The organism is Paenibacillus rubinfantis (genome assembly GCF_001486505.1).
Lineage (GTDB): Bacteria > Bacillota > Bacilli > Paenibacillales > Paenibacillaceae > Fontibacillus > Fontibacillus rubinfantis.
Genome location: NZ_LN909047.1, coordinates 36,285 through 54,059, shown reverse-complemented (window position 1 = coordinate 54,059; position 17,775 = coordinate 36,285). Strand labels below are relative to the sequence as shown.

General features: G+C 49.0%; 33 protein-coding genes. All 33 read right to left on the bottom strand.

The window, feature by feature from the left end; translation table 11 throughout:
• Positions 1-47 precede the first annotated feature (47 nt).
• The 33 genes from truA to tuf all read right to left on the bottom strand — a co-directional run bounded on the left by truA (position 48) and on the right by tuf (position 17,709).
• A complete protein-coding gene (truA, locus tag BN3277_RS00325; protein WP_059040339.1) occupies positions 48-842 on the bottom strand; it encodes a tRNA pseudouridine(38-40) synthase TruA in 795 nt (264 codons plus the stop codon).
• Between the two features lie 108 nt (positions 843-950).
• A complete protein-coding gene (gene rplQ / locus BN3277_RS00320) occupies positions 951-1,316 on the bottom strand; it encodes a 50S ribosomal protein L17 (RefSeq protein ID WP_059040338.1) in 366 nt (121 codons plus the stop codon).
• Positions 1,317-1,353: 37 nt separating this feature from the next.
• Positions 1,354-2,298, bottom strand: coding sequence for a DNA-directed RNA polymerase subunit alpha (locus BN3277_RS00315; RefSeq protein ID WP_059040337.1), 945 nt, complete (start codon positions 2,296-2,298; stop codon positions 1,354-1,356).
• Positions 2,299-2,430: 132 nt separating this feature from the next.
• Positions 2,431-2,826, bottom strand: a complete 396-nt coding sequence (gene rpsK / locus BN3277_RS00310; RefSeq protein ID WP_018753969.1) for a 30S ribosomal protein S11 — start codon at positions 2,824-2,826, stop codon at positions 2,431-2,433.
• A 19-nt stretch (positions 2,827-2,845) separates the two neighbouring features.
• Complete coding sequence (rpsM, locus tag BN3277_RS00305; protein ID WP_036712625.1) at positions 2,846-3,214, bottom strand: 30S ribosomal protein S13; 369 nt, start codon at positions 3,212-3,214, stop codon at positions 2,846-2,848.
• 21 nt (positions 3,215-3,235) lie between these two features.
• Complete coding sequence (rpmJ, locus tag BN3277_RS00300; protein ID WP_003333770.1) at positions 3,236-3,349, bottom strand: 50S ribosomal protein L36; 114 nt, start codon at positions 3,347-3,349, stop codon at positions 3,236-3,238.
• A gap of 162 nt (positions 3,350-3,511) precedes the next feature.
• On the bottom strand, positions 3,512-3,727 hold the full coding sequence (infA, locus tag BN3277_RS00295; protein ID WP_059040336.1) for a translation initiation factor IF-1: 216 nt from the start codon (positions 3,725-3,727) through the stop codon (positions 3,512-3,514).
• Between the two features lie 2 nt (positions 3,728-3,729).
• Positions 3,730-4,044, bottom strand: a complete 315-nt coding sequence (locus BN3277_RS00290) for a KOW domain-containing RNA-binding protein (protein WP_059040335.1) — start codon at positions 4,042-4,044, stop codon at positions 3,730-3,732.
• Positions 4,045-4,047: 3 nt separating this feature from the next.
• Positions 4,048-4,800 carry a type I methionyl aminopeptidase gene (gene map, locus BN3277_RS00285; RefSeq protein ID WP_059040334.1) on the bottom strand — a complete coding sequence of 251 codons (753 nt, stop codon included), beginning with the start codon at positions 4,798-4,800 and terminating at the stop codon, positions 4,048-4,050.
• 5 nt (positions 4,801-4,805) lie between these two features.
• Positions 4,806-5,450 (bottom strand): adenylate kinase, encoded by a 645-nt coding sequence (locus tag BN3277_RS00280; RefSeq protein WP_059040333.1) that lies wholly within the window; start codon positions 5,448-5,450, stop codon positions 4,806-4,808.
• A gap of 97 nt (positions 5,451-5,547) precedes the next feature.
• The gene (secY, locus tag BN3277_RS00275; RefSeq protein ID WP_059040332.1) at positions 5,548-6,846 is read right to left on the bottom strand and encodes a preprotein translocase subunit SecY; all 1,299 of its coding nucleotides are present in this window, start codon (positions 6,844-6,846) and stop codon (positions 5,548-5,550) included.
• Positions 6,846-7,286, bottom strand: a complete 441-nt coding sequence (gene rplO, locus BN3277_RS00270; RefSeq protein WP_059040331.1) for a 50S ribosomal protein L15 — start codon at positions 7,284-7,286, stop codon at positions 6,846-6,848. Before rplO ends, secY begins: the two co-directional genes overlap by 1 nt.
• 52 nt (positions 7,287-7,338) lie before the next feature.
• Positions 7,339-7,524 (bottom strand): 50S ribosomal protein L30, encoded by a 186-nt coding sequence (gene rpmD, locus BN3277_RS00265; protein ID WP_009226656.1) that lies wholly within the window; start codon positions 7,522-7,524, stop codon positions 7,339-7,341.
• A gap of 12 nt (positions 7,525-7,536) precedes the next feature.
• Positions 7,537-8,034 carry a 30S ribosomal protein S5 gene (rpsE, locus tag BN3277_RS00260; RefSeq protein WP_059040330.1) on the bottom strand — a complete coding sequence of 166 codons (498 nt, stop codon included), beginning with the start codon at positions 8,032-8,034 and terminating at the stop codon, positions 7,537-7,539.
• 27 nt (positions 8,035-8,061) lie between these two features.
• Positions 8,062-8,430 carry a 50S ribosomal protein L18 gene (gene rplR, locus BN3277_RS00255; protein WP_082691245.1) on the bottom strand — a complete coding sequence of 123 codons (369 nt, stop codon included), beginning with the start codon at positions 8,428-8,430 and terminating at the stop codon, positions 8,062-8,064.
• A gap of 83 nt (positions 8,431-8,513) precedes the next feature.
• A complete protein-coding gene (gene rplF, locus BN3277_RS00250; RefSeq protein ID WP_059040328.1) occupies positions 8,514-9,056 on the bottom strand; it encodes a 50S ribosomal protein L6 in 543 nt (180 codons plus the stop codon).
• Positions 9,057-9,086: 30 nt separating this feature from the next.
• Positions 9,087-9,485 (bottom strand): 30S ribosomal protein S8, encoded by a 399-nt coding sequence (gene rpsH / locus BN3277_RS00245; RefSeq protein WP_036619532.1) that lies wholly within the window; start codon positions 9,483-9,485, stop codon positions 9,087-9,089.
• Positions 9,486-9,516: 31 nt separating this feature from the next.
• Positions 9,517-9,702 (bottom strand): type Z 30S ribosomal protein S14, encoded by a 186-nt coding sequence (locus BN3277_RS24760; protein WP_009226651.1) that lies wholly within the window; start codon positions 9,700-9,702, stop codon positions 9,517-9,519.
• A 42-nt stretch (positions 9,703-9,744) separates the two neighbouring features.
• A complete protein-coding gene (gene rplE, locus BN3277_RS00240) occupies positions 9,745-10,287 on the bottom strand; it encodes a 50S ribosomal protein L5 (protein ID WP_059040327.1) in 543 nt (180 codons plus the stop codon).
• 33 nt (positions 10,288-10,320) lie between these two features.
• Positions 10,321-10,674, bottom strand: a complete 354-nt coding sequence (gene rplX, locus BN3277_RS00235) for a 50S ribosomal protein L24 (protein ID WP_009226649.1) — start codon at positions 10,672-10,674, stop codon at positions 10,321-10,323.
• A gap of 52 nt (positions 10,675-10,726) precedes the next feature.
• Positions 10,727-11,095 (bottom strand): 50S ribosomal protein L14, encoded by a 369-nt coding sequence (gene rplN, locus BN3277_RS00230; protein ID WP_009226648.1) that lies wholly within the window; start codon positions 11,093-11,095, stop codon positions 10,727-10,729.
• 36 nt (positions 11,096-11,131) lie between these two features.
• Complete coding sequence (gene rpsQ, locus BN3277_RS00225) at positions 11,132-11,395, bottom strand: 30S ribosomal protein S17 (protein ID WP_036619522.1); 264 nt, start codon at positions 11,393-11,395, stop codon at positions 11,132-11,134.
• A 52-nt stretch (positions 11,396-11,447) separates the two neighbouring features.
• Positions 11,448-11,648, bottom strand: coding sequence for a 50S ribosomal protein L29 (gene rpmC, locus BN3277_RS00220; protein ID WP_018753986.1), 201 nt, complete (start codon positions 11,646-11,648; stop codon positions 11,448-11,450).
• Complete coding sequence (rplP, locus tag BN3277_RS00215; RefSeq protein WP_059040326.1) at positions 11,638-12,072, bottom strand: 50S ribosomal protein L16; 435 nt, start codon at positions 12,070-12,072, stop codon at positions 11,638-11,640. Before rplP ends, rpmC begins: the two co-directional genes overlap by 11 nt.
• Positions 12,073-12,074: 2 nt before the next feature.
• A complete protein-coding gene (rpsC, locus tag BN3277_RS00210) occupies positions 12,075-12,743 on the bottom strand; it encodes a 30S ribosomal protein S3 (RefSeq protein WP_009226644.1) in 669 nt (222 codons plus the stop codon).
• A 13-nt stretch (positions 12,744-12,756) separates the two neighbouring features.
• Positions 12,757-13,089, bottom strand: coding sequence for a 50S ribosomal protein L22 (rplV, locus tag BN3277_RS00205; protein WP_059040325.1), 333 nt, complete (start codon positions 13,087-13,089; stop codon positions 12,757-12,759).
• Between the two features lie 38 nt (positions 13,090-13,127).
• Positions 13,128-13,406 (bottom strand): 30S ribosomal protein S19, encoded by a 279-nt coding sequence (gene rpsS, locus BN3277_RS00200; protein WP_059040324.1) that lies wholly within the window; start codon positions 13,404-13,406, stop codon positions 13,128-13,130.
• Between the two features lie 73 nt (positions 13,407-13,479).
• Positions 13,480-14,310 carry a 50S ribosomal protein L2 gene (gene rplB, locus BN3277_RS00195; RefSeq protein WP_059040323.1) on the bottom strand — a complete coding sequence of 277 codons (831 nt, stop codon included), beginning with the start codon at positions 14,308-14,310 and terminating at the stop codon, positions 13,480-13,482.
• A 28-nt stretch (positions 14,311-14,338) separates the two neighbouring features.
• On the bottom strand, positions 14,339-14,629 hold the full coding sequence (gene rplW / locus BN3277_RS00190) for a 50S ribosomal protein L23 (protein WP_059040322.1): 291 nt from the start codon (positions 14,627-14,629) through the stop codon (positions 14,339-14,341).
• A complete protein-coding gene (gene rplD / locus BN3277_RS00185; RefSeq protein ID WP_059040321.1) occupies positions 14,629-15,252 on the bottom strand; it encodes a 50S ribosomal protein L4 in 624 nt (207 codons plus the stop codon). Before rplD ends, rplW begins: the two co-directional genes overlap by 1 nt.
• Before the next feature lie 28 nt (positions 15,253-15,280).
• Complete coding sequence (rplC, locus tag BN3277_RS00180; protein WP_059040320.1) at positions 15,281-15,904, bottom strand: 50S ribosomal protein L3; 624 nt, start codon at positions 15,902-15,904, stop codon at positions 15,281-15,283.
• Positions 15,905-15,949: 45 nt separating this feature from the next.
• Positions 15,950-16,258, bottom strand: coding sequence for a 30S ribosomal protein S10 (gene rpsJ / locus BN3277_RS00175; RefSeq protein WP_009226637.1), 309 nt, complete (start codon positions 16,256-16,258; stop codon positions 15,950-15,952).
• A gap of 260 nt (positions 16,259-16,518) precedes the next feature.
• Positions 16,519-17,709 carry an elongation factor Tu gene (gene tuf / locus BN3277_RS00170; RefSeq protein WP_059040319.1) on the bottom strand — a complete coding sequence of 397 codons (1,191 nt, stop codon included), beginning with the start codon at positions 17,707-17,709 and terminating at the stop codon, positions 16,519-16,521.
• Positions 17,710-17,775: the final 66 nt, after the last annotated feature.

The following is a 17,775-nucleotide window of genomic DNA, read 5'->3' as shown; positions in this document are numbered from 1 at the left end:
ATTTATCTTACTTTTTAAATAAGTTACGGATCGTCTTCCTTAAGGTTTCAGGCTTCCTCTCTTAATTCCACCGACTCCTCGTATTCCACGCTCCAGAGCATCAATCCCTTACTTTCAGCCGTCGGGCCTGCAGCCTTGCGGTCCTTGGCTTCCAGGATCGCTTTCATGGATTCCGGCGTCCGTTTGCCTTCGCCAATCTCGAGAAGCGTCCCCACGATGATTCTGACCATGTGCTGCAGAAATCCGTTGCCTGTGACATAGAAGTGGAGGACTCCCTGGCCTATTGTGCCAGGAAGGTTCACTGATGAATCCACAACGAGACGGGCATCATATAGGGTACGAACATGGCTTGCCTTCGTCGAGTGACGTGAAGCAAACGAGGTATAATCATGTGTCCCGAGCAAATAGGGTAAGCTCTCCTGCATCGCTTCAACGTTCAACTTCCCTGGGTGATGAAACTGATAATTCCGCTGGAATACATCGGGAATTCGGTTCGCATTGATCGTATAACGGTAGGTCTTGCGTTTGGCGGAACGCCGGGAGTGGAACGTCAGCGGAACCTCGCGAGCGGTCAGTACACGGATATCGGAAGGGAGCCGCCCATTTAACGCCAAACACCAGCGCTCTATGGGAATTTGCGAGGCGGTGTGAAAATGGAACGGCTGTTGCCGAGCATGAACCCCCGCATCCGTCCGTCCGGAGCCATGGATCTTTAATTGTTCCCCCGTCAACTGGCGAATGGCTTCCTCGATGTGATCCTGGACCGTGTTCCCACCCGGTTGAGTTTGGAAGCCGAAATAGCTCGTTCCGTCATAACTGACGGTCATCAGCAAGTTGCGCATCGGTCCCTTCCTTTCTTGTTTGCTTTCCAATAAAAAACTCTCCGAAAGCTTAGCCATAAGGCGAGCCGACAGAGAGTTTTACACGCTAGATAGGGAGAGTCTCCCGAATTATGCGCGGTCTACCAGTTCCAGATAAACCATAGGCGCAGCGTCGCCGCGGCGAGGTCCCAGCTTCAGGATACGAGTGTATCCGCCTGGACGGCTGGAATAACGTGTTGCCAGTTCGTTGAACAGCTTTTGGATTGCATCCTGCTCGCCATCGATCGATTCGCGGCGAACGTAAGCTGCTACTTGACGACGGGCGTGCAGGTCACCGCGTTTTGCCTTGGTGATCAGCTTCTCAGCGATCGAACGAACTTCTTTCGCCTTCGCTTCCGTCGTTTGGATGCGTTCGTATAAGAACAGGTCGGTTACCAGGTCACGGAACAAAGCTTTACGTGCGCTGGAATCGCGGCCCAACTTTTGGTATGCCATGAGTTTTCCCTCCTTCGCTAGAACGATTCAAGTCAACTTATTCTTCAGTGCGCAATCCCAAACCAAGCTCCTCGAGCTTCTCTTGAACTTCCTCCAAAGATTTGCGGCCCAAGTTACGAACCTTCATCATATCTTCTTCGGTTTTCGTTGTCAGCTCTTGTACCGTATTAATGCCGGCACGCTTGAGGCAGTTATAGGAACGAACGGAGAGATCAAGCTCTTCAATCGTCATTTCAAGCACTTTTTCCTTTTTGTCTTCTTCCTTCTCGACCATGATTTCCGCGTCTTTCGCTTCGTCCGTCAAGCCGACGAACAAGAAGAGATGCTCGGTCAAAATTTTAGCGCCGAGGCTAACCGCTTCTTCAGGTCTGATACTGCCATCGGTCCACACTTCAAGCGTTAGCTTGTCGTAGTTGGTCACTTGGCCAACACGGGTGTTCTCTACCACGTAGTTGACCCGAGTAATCGGGGTATAGATCGAATCGACGGGAATGACACCGATCGGTTGATCATCTCGTTTATTTCGATCTGCCTGAACGTAACCACGACCGCGGCCTGCGTAGACGCGCATATGAAGTCTCGAGCCCGGTTCAAGCGTAGCAATATGCAAGTCCGGATTCAAAATCTCCACGTCGCTGTCCGCCCGAATGTCTCCTGCCGTAACAACTCCTTCGCCTTCCGCATCGATTTCGAGGATTTTCTCCTCATCCGAGTGGATTTTCAGCGAGAGAGCTTTCAGGTTCAGGATGATCTCCGTAACGTCTTCCATAACGCCCGGCACGGTCGCGAATTCATGCAGAACTCCATCGATTTGGACCGAGGTTACCGCAGCACCCGGCAGAGAAGAGAGCAAAATCCGGCGAAGCGAGTTGCCCAGTGTGGTGCCATACCCACGTTCAAGTGGTTCTACTACAAATTTCCCATAGGTGCCTTCATCGTTAACTTCTACGGTCTCGATTTTCGGCTTTTCGATTTCTATCACGAAAGTACCCCTCCTTCAAAACGTCGTTCCTTTGAATCTGCCTAATTTGCTGAAGTTTGAAACGTAGTATGCCTAAACAACCATTGTTCCCAATTAACGCTGTTGTTATACCACAGCTTCAGCGCGGCTTCATTAAACGCGGCGGCGTTTTGGAGGACGGCAGCCGTTATGAGGAATTGGAGTAACGTCTTTGATCATGTTGACTTCAAGGCCTGCCGCTTGCAAGGAGCGGATAGCGGCCTCACGGCCAGCACCAGGGCCTTTAACCATAACCTCAACGCTCTTCATGCCATGTTCCATCGCAGCTTTGGCAGCAGATTCAGCAGCCATTTGCGCGGCAAACGGAGTCGACTTACGGGATCCTTTAAATCCAAGGCCGCCGGAGCTAGCCCAGGAAATTGCGTTACCGTGCGGATCCGTAATGGTTACAATCGTATTATTGAACGTGGAGCGGATATGAGCCACACCAGATTCAATATTTTTCCGGTCACGACGTTTAGTACGTACGACTTTTTTTGGTTTAGCCATTGTCTGTTATCCCCCCTTCTTATTTCTTCTTGTTCGCTACAGTACGACGAGGACCCTTACGAGTACGGGCATTCGTTTTCGTACGTTGTCCACGAACCGGCAAGCCGCGACGATGACGCACTCCGCGGTAGCAGCCAATCTCGATCAAACGTTTAATATTTAAGGAAATTTCACGACGCAGGTCGCCTTCCACCTTGACCGTCTTGTCGATCGTTTCGCGTAGTTTGCTAACCTCATCTTCCGTCAAATCACGAACACGAGTGTCCGGATTGATGCCTGTTGTGCTCAGGATTTTCTGGGAAGTCGTTTTACCGATTCCGAAAATGTAAGTTAAGGCGATCTCAACGCGTTTATCACGTGGCAAATCCACACCAGCAATACGTGCCATTTTACGCTACACCCCCTTCAATTAACCTTGTTTTTGTTTGTGTTTCGGATTTTCGCAAATCACCATGACATTGCCTTTGCGACGAATGACTTTGCATTTTTCGCAAATCGGCTTTACAGAAGGTCTTACCTTCATGCTGATTACCTCCTAAAAGTTTTACAGAAGTAAAACTGGGATCGAAAGCTACGTTTCGTTTCGCGAAGCAAAACTCGAATCGCAGGCAATCTAATCATAAACTACTCTCTGAAACAACTCAACCTGAATATTGTACCACAACTTTACCATAATGGGTAGAGTCTATTTGCGGTATGTGATCCGGCCTTTCGTCAAATCGTACGGCGAAAGCTGTACAACCACTTTGTCCCCCGTCAAAATGCGGATAAAGTGCATCCGCAGCTTACCGGAAACGTGAGCGAGAATTTGATGCCCATTCTCCAGCTCCACTTTGAATGTAGCATTTGGCAATGGCTCAATAACCACGCCTTCGACTTCAATGACATCTTCTTTAGCCACAGTCAGTCTCCTTTCTCTTCGACCATAGAATCGGCGGACTTCTGATAAGCAAGAACGGCATGCCGCAGCTTCCCGTTCGTCACTCGTCCGCTTTCCTGCAAACTATGAACAACCTCGCTGCTAACGATGGGCAGTAGCTCAAGATGCTGGGCATTTTTACGTTTGGGTCCATCAAACTTACGTTTGTTTCCATCCGCGATCCAGACGAATCTGTCGTCCAGAATCCCGATAATCACATAAATCGCCCCGGCATCCCTGCCTCTGAGAACTTTCACCAACTGACCGACCTGCGGCTCCGAGCGTTCCTTCACGTTCATCACCTACGCATTCAGCTTCGTGAAAATTTCCATCCCGTCCGGTGTTACAGCTACCGTATGCTCGAAATGAGCGCATAGCGAGCCATCCACCGTGACCACTGTCCAATTGTCTTCCAGCGTCTTAACATATCGCTTCCCCATGTTCACCATCGGTTCGATCGCCAGGACCATCCCCGGTTTAAGCCGTGGGCCCCGATCGGGCAAACCATAATTCGGAATTTGCGGTTCTTCGTGCAAGCTTGCGCCAATGCCGTGACCGACATATTCCCGAACGACGGAAAAACCGGCAGCTTCGATAAATTGCTGAATCGCATGCGAGATCGTGAACAATCGAACATCCGGTTTAACAAGCTCAAGGCCCGCATACAGAGATCCTTCGGTGACTTCCAAGAGCTTCTTGGCTTCCTCCGAAATTTCGCCTACCGGATAAGTCCACGCCGAGTCCCCATGGAAACCACGATACTCCGCGCCGATATCCAACGTGATGATATCGCCTTCGTTCAATTTGCGTTTGCCGGGAAATCCGTGTACCAATTCTTCGTTGACCGAAGCGCAAATGCTATAAGGAAAACCGTTGTAACCTTTAAAGGACGGCACGGCGCCCTGACTGCGAATGTACTTATCGGCGAGTTGATCGAGTTCCCCCGTCGTAATTCCAGGCTCAATCGATTCTGCCATGAGCCTATGCGTTTCCGCTACGATTCGCCCAGCTTCTCGCATAAAGCCTAGTTCCGTTTCGGATTTACAAATGATCATTACACCTAACCCCGCAGTAGTGACACGATTTCTTTCGAAACCGCATCGATTTCCTGTTCACCATCTACCTGACGCAACAGGCCTTTATCTTCGTAGAACTTCAGAAGCGGTGCGGTCTTGTTGATATATTCGTCCAAACGAGTGCCTACGCTCTCCTCGTTATCATCCGAGCGTTGGTACAACTCGCCGCCGCATTTATCACAAACACCTTCCTGCCCCGGAGGATTAAAGATCACATGATAAGTGGCACCGCAGGATTTGCAAATCCGGCGTCCGGTCAGCCGCGCTAGCAGCTTGTTCCGGTCCACTTTCAGGTTGATGACGTGGTCCAGCTTGCGACCCAGGCCTTCAAGCAGCTCTTCCAGCGATTCCGCTTGCGAAAGGGTTCTTGGAAAACCATCCAATAAGAAACCTTTTTCGCAATCGGGCTGTTGCAAGCGTTCGCGAACGATCCCCACTGTCACATCATCAGGCACGAGCAGTCCCTGATCCATATATTCCTTCGCTTTCATCCCCACAGGTGTTCCCTGTTTAATTGCCAGGCGAAATGCGTCGCCAGTAGAGATATGAGGAATACCGAATTCGTTAACGATTGTCTCGGCTTGTGTTCCTTTTCCTGCTCCGGGAGGCCCCATGAATAGTAAGTTCATGTCTCTCACTCCCTCCAAGACTCCTCTACAACAAGAAATAGCGCAGTTAGGTGCCAGGCAAGGGCGTTTGCACGTCCCTGATCCTGGTACCTACCGACTATTTATTGATAAAACCTTTATAGTGACGTTTGATCAATTGGCCTTCGATCGTCTTCATCGTATCCAGCGCAACGCCGATGACGATCAGAATCGAAGTACCGCCAATCAGAACCGTACTCGGTAATCCGGCCAAAGCCCCCAAGCCCATAGGAAGGATGGAGATGGCGGCCAGGAAGAGAGCGCCGGTCATCGTCAGACGGGTCAAGACCCGAGTAAGATAGGTTTCCGTCGATTTACCCGGACGGATCCCCGGAATGTATCCACCGTTTTTCTTCATGTTTTCAGCCATTTGCTGCGGGTTCATCTGTACGAACGTATAGAAGAACGTAAAGCCAATGATCATGACGACATAAAGCACCATCCCAAGAGGACGGTTGGTGGACAAGTTACTGCTGATCCATTGCGCCCAGCTATGCGTCGACCAGAAGCTGGCGAGCACTACCGGGAATTGCAGCAAGGAAACGGCGAAAATGACCGGAATCACGCCGGCAGCATTGATTTTGAGCGGAATATGGGTATTCTGCCCGCCATACATTTTGTTGCCGACTACACGTTTGGCGTATTGCACCGGAATTTTCCGAATCGCTTGTTGGACATAAATGACGCCAATCACGATCAACACGCAAACCAGAATAATCGCGAGGGATTTCACCACGTTGATAAACGCTTGACCTTCAACGATAAACTCAGATTGAGCAATGGTCGTAATATGCGATGGAATGGATGCAATGATCCCAGCGAAGATGATGAGCGAAATCCCGTTGCCGATCCCTCTTTCAGTAATCTGCTCACCTAACCACATCAGGAACGATGTACCAGCCGTCAACACGATCGCTATGACCAAGTAGTCACCAAACGTAGCGTTTGGTACCATCTCCGTACCATACAACCGGTTAAAGCCAATCGATGTGGCAAAAGCCTGAATCACGGCCAAAATGACCGTTCCGTAACGAGTCACTTGAGCCATTTTTTTCTTGCCGTGTTCCCCTTGCTTGGCCCATTCCGCAAATTTCGGAATAACGTCCATGGACAAGAGTTGCACGATGATAGAAGCCGTGATATAAGGCATGATCCCGAGGGCGAAGATCGAGAAGTTCTTCAGGGCGCCGCCCGAGAAGGTGTTCAAGAACCCTAACAAGTCGCTTCCTGCCGTGTTTGTCGCCTCGAAGACGTCTTTATTAACGCCCGGAACCGGAACGAAGGAACCGATCCGGTAAATGAGGAAGATAAACAGGGTAAACAAAATGCGGTTGCGAAGGTCCTGAACATGCCATATGTTCTTAATGGTTTTAAACATTAGATCACCTCGGTTTTACCGCCGGCAGCCTCGATTTTCTCTACCGCAGATTGGGAGAACTTATTCGCTTTAACTGTCAACTTGACAGTAACTTCACCGTTGCCGAGAATCTTGATGCCGCTTTTCGCGTCTTTCACGATTCCTTGTTCAAACAACAGCTCAGGAGTCACTTCCGTATCCGCCGCAAAGTTGTTCAAATCTTCGATGTTCACAATCGCATACTCTTTCCGCGTCGGATTGATGAACCCGCGTTTTGGCAAGCGACGATACAGCGGGTTTTGACCGCCTTCGAAGCCCGGACGCACACCACCGCCGGAACGAGCGTTTTGACCTTTGTGACCGCGAGTAGATGTTTTACCCATGCCGCTACCTGTACCGCGGCCAACGCGTTTGCGTTCTTGGCGGGAGCCAGGAGCTGGGGAAAGCTCATGTAACTTCATCGTTCGTTGCACCTCCTTATTTATTGTTAGCACTTAAGAAGCTAGTGAGATCTTAGCCTTCGATTTCTTTAACCGATACCAGATGGCTCACTTGATTAACCATCCCACGAATGGCTGGATTATCGTTGTGAACAACGGATTGGTTGATCTTGCGAAGACCCAATGTTTTCACGGTAGTACGTTGGTTCTCCGGACGACCGATCAAACTACGCACGAGGGTAATTTGCAGTTTAGCCATGAGATTCCCTCCTTAACCGAGAAGTTCTTCGACGGTTTTACCGCGCAATTTCGCAACATCCTCAGCGCGTTTCAGACGGGACAAGCCCTCCAAAGTCGCGTTGACCATGTTGATGGAATTCGAAGAACCCAAAGATTTAGTCAAAATGTCGCCTACGCCTGCCAGTTCGAGAACCGCACGAACAGGACCGCCAGCGATAACCCCGGTACCTTCAGATGCCGGTTTCAGCAATACGCGGCCAGCTCCGAAATGCCCGATTACTTGGTGAGGGATCGAAGTTCCCACGAGTGGAACATGCACAAGGTTTTTCTTGGCATCTTCAATACCTTTGCGGATCGCGTCAGGCACTTCGCCTGCTTTACCGATCCCGGCGCCAACCCAACCTTTGCCGTCGCCGACAACCACGAGCGCGCTGAAGCTAAAACGACGTCCGCCTTTAACTACTTTAGCTACGCGGTTAATGTTTACAACTCTTTCTGTCAGTTCTAAAGTGTTCGGATCTACACGCAAGTCGTTAACCTCCTTTTAGTGATTATTTTAGAATTCCAGGCCTGCTTCGCGGGCTGCGTCAGCCAGCGCCTGAATCCGTCCATGGTACAAGTATCCTCCGCGGTCAAACACAACAACTTTGACCCCTTTTTCTTGACCGCGTTTTGCGATCAATTCGCCTACCTTGCGAGCGGATTCCACGTTGCCGCCATTGCCGATCGAACCGCTCAGTTCTTTATCGACGGTCGATGCGCTAGCCAGCGTTACGCCTGCCACGTCGTCGATCAGTTGAGCGTAGATATGTTTAGAAGAACGGTATACGTTCAGTCTTGGACGAGCTGCCGTTCCTTGAACTTTTTTACGTACACGCAAATGTCTTTTCAGACGTGCTTTGTTCTTATCACCTTTTGTAATCATGACTTCCATTTCACTCCCTTCGGTTTACCGTTACAGACATTTCATTTCAAGACGCCAGAAGGACCGGCATGAGAAGAAGAAACTTATTTCTTCTTACCGGCTTTACCTTCCTTACGAATGATGCGTTCGCCTTCATACTTGATCCCTTTACCTTTATAAGGCTCAGGTTCGCGGACGGAACGAATTTTAGCAGCGTATTCGCCTACGCGCTCTTTATTAATTCCTTTAACGATGATCTTCGTATTCGAAGGCACTTCAAATTCGATGCCCGCTTCCGGCGTGATTTCCACCGGATGGGAGTAACCTACGTTCAAAACCAGTTTGTTGCCGGACAAGCTTGCGCGGTAACCGACACCAACCAGCTCGAGCGATTTGGAGAAACCTTCCGTTACCCCACTGACCATGTTGCTCACAACGGAGCGGGTCGTGCCATGCAGGGAACGATGTAATTTATTATCAGAAGGACGCTCAACGGAAATCAGGTTGCCTTCAACCGATACCTTGATGTCCTTGTGAAGCTCACGAGTCAAAGTGCCTTTCGGCCCTTTTACCGTAATGACGCTATTATCAAGTGTGACATCCACACCACTTGGTACTGTAATTGGTTTGCGACCAATACGAGACATTTATTGCACCTCCTTGTTATAAGACGTTAATTACCAAACGTAGCAGACAACTTCGCCGCCGGCTTTGGACTGGCGAGCTTCCTTGTCAGTCATGACACCTTTGGATGTGGAGATAATCGCGATACCTAAGCCGCCGAGGACACGAGGAATTTCATTACTTTTCGTGTACACGCGAAGGCCTGGTTTACTGATTCTCTTAAGTCCAGAGATGACGCGTTCGTTGTTCGGGCCGTATTTCAGGAAAATACGGATGATCCCTTGTTTGTTATCGTCGATATATTCAGCGTCACGGATGAAACCTTCACGCTTCAGGATTTCAGCGATTTGTTTCTTGATCGTGGACGCAGGCAGTTCAACCGTCTCGTGACGCACCGTATTGGCGTTACGAATACGAGTAAGCATATCTGCAATTGGATCTGACATAGTCATACGTGTAAACCTCCTTCCCGTTGTTGATTAATTACCAGCTTGCTTTTTTCACGCCAGGAATCTGGCCTTTATAAGCTAATTCACGGAAGCAAATTCTGCAAATCTTGTACTTTTGCAATACCGAATGTGGGCGACCACAACGTTCACAACGGGTATAAGCCCGAACTTTAAATTTAGGTGTACGTTGTTGTTTAACTTTCATCGAAGTTTTAGCCACTTAGCCTGACACCTCCTAAATAGTTTCGGAGAAAATGGACTTTTACTTAGCAAACGGCATGCCGAGTTGCGTCAAGAGCTCGCGGGATTCTTCGTCGGTTTTCGCCGTCGTTACGATGACGATATCCATACCACGCACTTTATCCACTTGATCGTATTCGATCTCAGGGAAAATCAGTTGCTCTTTCAGGCCCAGCGTATAGTTGCCGCGACCGTCGAATGCTTTCGTCGATACGCCGTGGAAGTCACGGACACGCGGAAGCGTTACATTAAACAGTTTGTCGAGGAAATGATACATGCGCTCACCGCGAAGGGTTACCTTCACACCGATCGGCATGTTCTCGCGCAGTTTAAAACCGGCGATGGATTTCTTCGCACGCGTGATAACTGGCTTTTGACCAGCGATCAACTGCATATCGTTTACTGCGGAATCAAGCACTTTGGAGTTCGCTACAGCGTCACCAACACCCATGTTGATAACGACTTTCTCGATCTTCGGCACTTGCATAACCGTTGTATAGTTGAATTTTTGAACCAAAGCAGGTGTTACTTCGTTCAAAAAGCGTTCTTTCAATCTTGCTGCCATGAATCATGGACCTCCTTTCTTAACGTTACTGGATTAGTCGATTACTTCTCCGGATCTCTTCGCTACGCGAACTTTCTTGCCGTTGTCCAATACTTTGTAACCGATACGGGTTACTTTTCCGCTCTTCGGATCAACGTGCATTACGTTCGAAACGTGAATCGGAGCTTCTTTCTCGATGATGCCGCCTTGTGGGTTCAGTTGATTTGGTTTTTGATGTTTCTTAACCATGTTCACGCCTTCCACAAGCACGCGGTTTTCGCGAGGATAAGCGGCGATGACACGGCCTTTTTTGCCTTTGTCTTTACCGGAAATCACGATCACCGTGTCGTCCTTTTTGACGTGCAGCTTATTGTTATGAGATTCAAGAATCTTCTTCAGTCTAGGCACTTGGTTTACACCTCCTGTTAAATCGGGCTCCCCTTTGGCTTATGGGGTGTTCTTAGATAACTTCCGGAGCCAAGGAAACGATCTTCATAAAGTCCTTGTCGCGAAGTTCACGGGCAACAGGTCCGAAGATACGCGTTCCGCGTGGGCTCTTATCTTCTTTAACAACAACCGCTGCGTTCTCGTCGAATGCAATGTAGGAACCGTCTTTACGACGTACCGAACGTTTCGTACGAACGACTACCGCTCTAACTACATCACCTTTTTTGACAACGCCGCCTGGTGTTGCTTGTTTGACGGAGCAAACGATCAGATCACCGATTTGCGCTGTACGACGACCCGTACCACCCAAAACGCGGATACACATCAGTTCCTTCGCGCCGGAGTTGTCAGCAACCTGCAAACGTGTAAATGGTTGAATCATGGATATTTCCTCCTTTCGGTCTAAGCTACCGTGCTATTAAATGATAACCGCTTCTTCAACGACTTCAACGAGTCTCCAGCGTTTGTCTTTGGACAGCGGGCGAGTTTCGGCGATTTTGACGGTATCCCCGATTTTCGCGGTGTTGTTCTCATCATGCGCTTTAAATTTTTTCGTGTATTTAATGCGCTTGTGGTACAAATCATGCTTTTTGTAGGTTTCTACAGCAACAACGATCGTTTTGTCCATCTTGTCGCTGACGACTTTACCAATTTGCACTTTACGGCTGTTACGTTCGCTCATGGTTAGCCTCCTTCCTGGACTTAGGCGCTTTGCTTTATTCGCTTAGCGCTTCTTAACTGATGATCCCAAGTTCTCTTTCACGGATAACGGTTTTAGCACGAGCTATTTCCTTACGCACATCGCGGATCCGAGTCGGGTTATCGAGCTGGCCGGTAGCCAACTGAAAACGGAGGTTAAAGAGTTCTTCTTTAAAACCTGCGATTTTTTGTTCGATTTCTGCAGTGGTTAAGTTGCGAAGTTCATTAGCTTTCATTTGCTTCACCACCCAATTCTTCACGTTTCACAAACTTCGTTTTGATCGGCAGTTTGTGGGCGGCAAGACGCATTGCTTCGCGTGCAATTTCCTCCGATACACCGGCAAGCTCAAACATGATTTTGCCCGGCTTCACAACTGCGACCCATTTCTCGACGTTACCTTTACCGCTACCCATCCGGACCTCAAGAGGCTTTTGAGTAATCGGCTTGTCAGGGAAAATTTTAATCCATACTTTACCGCCACGTTTGATGTAACGAGTCATCGCGATACGCGCTGCTTCTATTTGACGGTTCGTGATCCAAGTCGGCTCCAGAGCCTGCAGGCCGTATTCACCGAAGTTCAATTCGGTGCCGCCTTTAGCTTGGCCTCTCATATTACCGCGTTGTTGCTTGCGGTGTTTAACACGTTTTGGTACCAACATGATTAGTTGCCTCCTTCCTGAGCAGCTTGTTGTTTCTTAGCCGTAGGAAGAACCTCTCCACGATAAATCCATACTTTTACGCCGATGCGGCCATAAGTCGTATGCGCTTCTGCCGTACCGTAATCGATGTCGGCGCGGAGCGTATGAAGTGGAACAGTTCCTTCACTGTAGCCTTCCGTACGAGCAATTTCAGCACCGCCGAGACGACCGCTGACTGCCGTTTTAATCCCTTTAGCTCCCGAACGCATCGTTCTTTGAATCGCTTGTTTCAGCGCACGACGGAAAGAAACGCGACGTTCCAATTGTTGTGCGATGCTTTCAGCAACCAAGATTGCGTCAAGATCAGGGTGTTTGATTTCAGAGATGTTGATGTGAACTTTTTTGCCGCCTGCGATTTTCGTAATTTCACCGCGCAGGTTTTCCACTTCCGAACCGCCTTTACCGATAACCATACCCGGCTTGGCTGTGTGGATCGTCACGTTCACACGATTCGCCGCTCTCTCGATCTCGATCCGAGATACCGCGGAGTCTTTCAGTTTATTTTTCAGGTGTTCACGAATTTTTACGTCTTCCAGCAAAAGATCACCAAAATCTTTGCCTGCGTACCATTTGGATTCCCAATCACGGATAATCCCTACTCGTAATCCGACCGGATTTACCTTTTGGCCCACACGTTTTCCCTCCTTATTTTTCGGATACCACCAAAGTAATGTGGCTGGTGCGTTTGTTGATCCGGCTAGCACGTCCCATTGCCCGTGGACGGAAACGTTTCATCGTCGGGCCTTGGTTTACGTAGGCTTGCGTAATCACCAATTTATTTACATCCATAGAATAGTTGTGTTCAGCATTGGCAATCGCCGAGTTCAAAAGCTTCTCCACGATCGGGGATGCTGCTTTTGGCGTATGGCGAAGGATCGCGATCGCGTCGCCAACTTGCTTACCGCGGATCAGGTCGATAACGAGCTGAGCTTTGCGGGGAGCAATACGAATCGATCTTGCATGTGCTTTAGCTTCCATGTAGTATTACCTCCTCTCAAACGAAGAACTTATCGTTATTAACGTCTCGTTTTCTTATCGTCATCCGTATGACCTTTGTAGGTCCGGGTTGGAGCAAATTCGCCCAGCTTATGTCCGACCATATCCTCGGTTACGTACACCGGTACGTGCTTGCGGCCGTCATAAACACCAAACGTATGACCAATGAATTGCGGGTAGATTGTGGAGCGACGGGACCAAGTTTTGATCACGACCTTCTTGTTCGAAGCGCTTGCTTCCTCCACTTTCTTAAGCAGGTAACCGTCGATAAAAGGTCCCTTTTTCAGACTGCGACTCATTCATTTATCCTCCCTTCACAATGCGCTGCAAGTTAAGCTCGTTCATGCCGCGAAGTGATCCGCGAAATGCGGATTACTTCGTGCGACGGCGAACGATATATTTATCAGAAGCTTTGCCTTTTTTACGCGTTTTGTAACCAAGGGTCGGTTTGCCCCAAGGAGACAACGGAGATTTACGGCCGATCGGAGCGCGACCTTCACCACCACCGTGAGGGTGATCGTTCGGGTTCATGACGACACCGCGCACTTCCGGACGTTGTCCGAGCCAGCGGCTGCGTCCCGCTTTACCGATTTTCACAAGCTCGTGGTCACCGTTACCTACGGAACCGATCGTTGCGCGGCAAACTTTCAGGACTTTACGAACTTCGCCAGAAGACAAGCGAATCGTTACGTATTTCTCCTCTTTACCGAGCAATTGAGCTTCCGTTCCGGCAGCACGAACGAGTTGCCCGCCTTTGCCAGGCTTCAGCTCGATGTTGTGGATTACGGTACCTACCGGGATGTTCTCCAGCGGCATTGCATTACCGATTTTGATATCGGAACCTGCGCCGGATTCGATCACATCGCCCACTTTCAAACCTTTTGGAGCGATGATGTAGCGTTTTTCGCCATCGGCATAATGGATCAAAGCGATGTTCGAAGTCCGGTTTGGATCGTATTCGATCGTAGCAACGCGGCCTGGAATTCCATCTTTGTTCCGTTTGAAGTCGATGATGCGGTATTTACGTTTATGTCCGCCGCCGTGGTGACGAACAGTGATTTTACCTTGGTTGTTGCGGCCGGCTGTTTTGCTCAGCGGCGCAAGCAAAGATTTCTCCGGCTGATTCGTCGTAATTTCTTCGAAGGTCGACACGCTCATTGCGCGTCTTGCCGGGGATGTTGGTTTGTACTTTTTGATTGGCACGAGATTTCCCTCCTTACTTTAAACGATTTTATACCGATTCAAAGAATTGAAGCGGCTTGCTGTCCGCAGTCAATGTAACAAAAGCTTTTTTCCATTCGGGAGTGTATCCGGAGTAGCGTCCGTAACGTTTCAGCTTCCCGGGAACACGCAAGGTGTTTACGCTCTTCACCTTCACACCGAAAATCGACTCAACAGCTTGTTTGATTTCGGTTTTGTTGGCACGAAGATCTACTTCAAAAACATATTTCAGATCGTTCATGTATTCCGTAGACCGTTCCGTAATCACCGGGCGTTTGATAATATCGCGAGGATCTTTCATTACGCGAGCACCTCCTCTACCTTCTGAACTGCTTCCTTCGTAATGATCAGTTTGTCGTGCGTCAGCACGTCAAGAACATTAATGCCGTCTGCCGCTACGAATTTAACACCTGGGATATTGCGTGCGGAAAGCGCCAAGTTGTCGTCATAGCTAGGAGCTACAACCAAAGCTTTGCGTTCCACTTTCAGGTTGTTCAAAATCGCCGCGAATTCTTTCGTTTTTGGAGCGTTCATCGCAAGTGCGTCCAATACGATGATGTCCTGATCGATCACTTTCGACGAGAGCGCCGATTTGATCGCCAAACGACGAACTTTCTTAGGCAGTTTGTAGGAATAGCTGCGCGGAGTTGGTCCGAATACCACGCCGCCGCCTTTCCATTGAGGAGCGCGGATCGAACCTTGACGTGCACGACCTGTACCTTTTTGTTTCCAAGGCTTACGGCCGCCGCCACGAACTTCGGAGCGTCCTTTAACTTTATGCGTACCAAAACGCAGGGAAGCGCGCTGCATAACTACAGCTTCATGAAGAACATGTGTATTCGGCTCAATTCCGAATACGGCATCGTTCAATTCCACTTCGCCTACTTGGCTACCGCTAATATTGAAAAGTGCTACTTTTGGCATTTGTTGTTCCTCCTTTCTTGAGGGCTAATTATTTCTTAATGGTTTGTTTGATTTTAACAAAGCTGTTTTTAGGACCTGGAATCGAGCCTTTAACAAGCAGTACGTTGCGTTCTGCATCTACACGCACGACTTCGAGGTTTTGGATCGTTACGGTTTCGCTGCCCATATGCCCTGGAAGGCGTTTGCCTTTCGGAACGCGGTTCGCTTGGATAGAACCCATGGAACCTGGTCTGCGATGGTAACGGGAACCGTGAGCCATTGGGCCGCGGCTTTGTCCCCAGCGTTTGATTACGCCTTGGAACCCTTTACCCTTCGAAATACCTGTTACGTCAACAAATTCGCCTTCAGCAAAAATATCAACTTTGACCTCTTGGCCAACCTCGTATCCTGCCAAATCAACACCGCGAATTTCGCGAACGTAGCGCTTAGGCGTTGCGCCTGCTTTCTTCGCATGCCCAACTTCCGGTTTGTTTGCTCTGGATTCCTTCTTATCGGCATAGCCGATTTGGATTGCTTCGTAACCGTCGTTCTCCAGATCTTTCTTTTGCAGAACTACGTTAGAGCTTGCCTCAATAACCGTTACGGGAATTACGTTCCCCTCCGGAGTAAACACTTGAGTCATTCCAAGTTTTTTTCCTAAGATACCTTTCATGTTGACACCTCTTTTCCTTTCCTGGTTACCTTACAATAGTAGGTATTACAATTTGATTTCGATATCTACACCGGACGGCAGGTCCAAGCGCATCAAGGCATCCACAGTTTGTGGAGTCGGGTTCACAATGTCGATCAGACGTTTGTGCGTCCGTTGTTCGAATTGTTCCCGGGAATCCTTGTACTTGTGTACCGCACGGAGAATAGTAATCACTTGTTTCTCAGTTGGCAGCGGAATCGGCCCGGATACGCCAGCACCCGAACGTTTTGCCGTTTCAACGATTTTCTCTGCGGATTGATCAAGAATTCTGTGGTCGTAAGCTTTCAAACGAATACGAATTTTTTGCTTTGCCATTTTAGTCCCTCCTTCTATCGCCCAATTTAGTATCGGACATACTCCGTGAAAATTTTCTGACCACCTTCCCATGGCAAAGGGGCCGGGTGTGTCAGTAACCTCTCACATCATCGCAACGTCACAGAACAACATTCACTATTATATAGAAAAGATAGGCGGAATGCAAGCATAAAATCTAAAGTTTTTGTTTGTACAAAAAAAGAGCTGATCCCCCACATTGTCGAGGGGAACCAGCTCTTCTAATCAGGCTTGAAGCCTTCTTATTTCGTGATTTTAACAACAGCGCCGGATCCAACTGTACGGCCGCCTTCACGGATGGAGAAGCGAGTTCCTTCTTCAATCGCGATTGGGGAGATCAGTTGAACGGTAACTTCGATGTTGTCGCCAGGCATAACCATTTCAGTACCTTCTGGCAGGTTGATGATGCCAGTTACGTCAGTTGTACGGAAATAGAATTGTGGACGGTAACCTGTGAAGAAAGGTTTATGACGTCCGCCTTCTTCTTTTGTCAATACGTATACTTGAGCGGTGAACTCAGTATGCGGATTAACGGAAGCTGGTTTAGCCAATACTTGACCGCGTTCGATTTCTTTACGGTCAACACCGCGGAGCAATGCGCCGATGTTGTCGCCCGCTTGAGCGGAGTCGAGCAATTTACGGAACATTTCAACGCCGGTAACAACGGATTTTTTCGTTTCTTCAACGATACCCACGATTTCGATTTCGTCGCCGACTTTAACCGTACCGCGTTCTACACGGCCAGTTGCTACCGTACCACGACCTGTGATCGAGAATACGTCCTCGACAGGCATCAAGAATGGTTTGTCGACTGGACGTTCTGGCAACGGAATGTATTCGTCGATGATTTCAAACATCTCAACGATTTTCTTAGCCCAGTCGCCATCAGGGTTTTGCAGAGCTTCACGAGCGGAACCACGGATGATTGGAGTGTCGTCGCCTGGGAAGTCATATTCGTTCAGCAGGTCGCGAACTTCCATTTCAACCAGTTCAAGCAACTCTTCGTCTTCAACCATGTCGCATTTGTTCAGGAATACGACGATGTAAGGAACGCCTACGTTTTTGGACAACAGGATGTGCTCGCGAGTTTGCGGCATTGGGCCGTCAGCTGCGGATACAACCAGGATTGCGCCGTCCATTTGAGCTGCGCCGGTGATCATGTTTTTAACATAGTCGGCGTGCCCTGGGCAGTCAACGTGTGCGTAGTGGCGGTTGTTTGTTTCATACTCAACGTGAGCCGTCGAGATTGTGATACCGCGTTCGCGTTCTTCTGGAGCTTTGTCGATTTGGTCGAATGCTACAGCAGCACCGCCATATGTTTTGGACAATACAGTCGTGATGGCTGCAGTCAGAGTTGTTTTACCATGGTCGACGTGACCAATCGTACCGATATTAACGTGCGGTTTTGTACGTTCGTATTTAGCCTTTGCCATTTTAAACAGTTCCTCCTTAAAATATGGATTGTTATGTGTGACCGCTCGGAAGAACAAATCCTCCGA